Genomic DNA, 1,580 nt, shown 5'->3' on the forward strand with positions numbered 1-1,580 from the left:
GATATTCCCGGTATTTCAAAATTAATATTAAATATCCTAGATATTTCCCATAGTATTGCAGAATTTTCAGAAATTACCATCATGTTAAACTTTTTCATGACCTTATTTATGACACTATGTGTTGGAAGTGCAGTGCATGATAAATAAATTGCATCTGCAGCCATCACACTGGATTTTTCATTCTCAATCATTTTAATTATTTCATCATCACCTGTATTTGAAATATCCAGGCCATAAATTTTATTTAACCCTGCAAATCCTGTTATATTAAAATTATTTGATTTAAAATAATTTGCCTCCTCGGCTGTTCTTTCCTTTATATACGGAGTTCCGAGCCAGACATTATTTATTTTTTTATATCTCAATAAATTCATTACGGAGACTTCAGGAATTATAAGGTTCTTTTTTATAACAGTTTTAATAATTTCAATATTTTTGTGGGTCCCGTATGTCCTTCCATAAACTGTAACATCGGAAATTTTTTTAATAAGGTTATATGCCTCACCGAGCTCCCTTCTAAATTTTTCAGGGTCCTGTGGTTCGCATCCTCTTGATGGTCTCATTCTTGTGGAATGGAAGCTAATTATCGAAGGGGCCATATGGTACATATCATATTCCAGTGCAACATTGTTTGCAGGTACAATCATGCCCACTCTTATCATTATTTTAATATTTATTTATACATTATAAATATTTAATAATGAAAAATCAATTAATAATAATGATTTATTATATAAGCGATGAGGATGTAAAGAAATACCTTGATATAAAAGAATGCATAAATGAATTAAGGGATGCTTTCACTTCTTACGGAAACAAAAAATCTTATGCAAACGCACGTGATAGAATCTATGGCGATAATTTTATTTTAAATACAATGCCTGCATATTATGAGAAATATAACATAGCAGGATTAAAAACATACATATCAGGTAAAAACGGTGTAAGGTTTGTTGTTATAATATTTGACGTTTCTGATCCGGAAAAATTATTTATAATCGATGCAAACACACTTGGTCAGATAAGAACAGGTGCATTAACAGCAATGGTGACATCGTTATTAATAAATAAAAAGAATATTAATTACACACTAATAGGGTCTGGATTCCAGGCCGAAACACAGTTAAAGGCAATGGCCTCGATTTATGATTTAAATAATGTCTATGTGTATTCAAAAAATTATGAACATGCATTAAATTTCTCAAAAAAATTTGATTTTAATATAAAGGCATCAAGGGATTTATCTGTATTAAAGGATTCTGATGTAATTACATCCGTAACAAATTCAAAAACACCAATCTTTGATTATTCAATGCTTCCTGAAAAATATCATATTAATCTGGTGGGATCAAATATTATTGGCAGAAGGGAGGCCAATAATGATGTTCTTGACAATTCTGATATAGTAATTTCTGAGAATCTTGATCAGTCAATGAAGGAGGCATCAGAAATAATAGACATGAAAAATAAAAATAAAATAGTTGAATTAAAGGATTTTATTATAAATGTAAATAAATATAAGGTAAATAAAAGTGTTTTTAAATCCATGGGAATAGGCCTTGAAGATATAGCAGCTGGTA

2 protein-coding genes are annotated in these 1,580 nt (G+C 29.7%); one reads left to right on the forward strand and one right to left on the reverse strand.

Features of this window, described 5'->3' with window-relative positions; genetic code table 11:
• Positions 1-662: aspartate racemase/maleate isomerase family protein (locus AOG55_RS03375; protein WP_055040887.1), on the reverse strand; the 662-nt coding region annotated here is incomplete at its 3' end.
• A gap of 59 nt (positions 663-721) precedes the next feature.
• Here AOG55_RS03375 and AOG55_RS03380 point away from each other — a divergent pair.
• On the forward strand, positions 722-1,580 hold an 859-nt coding region (locus tag AOG55_RS03380), incomplete at its 3' end, for an ornithine cyclodeaminase (RefSeq protein ID WP_055040888.1).

Origin of the sequence: Acidiplasma cupricumulans, from assembly GCF_001402935.1 — an archaeon.
Classification (GTDB): domain Archaea; phylum Thermoplasmatota; class Thermoplasmata; order Thermoplasmatales; family Thermoplasmataceae; genus Acidiplasma; species Acidiplasma aeolicum.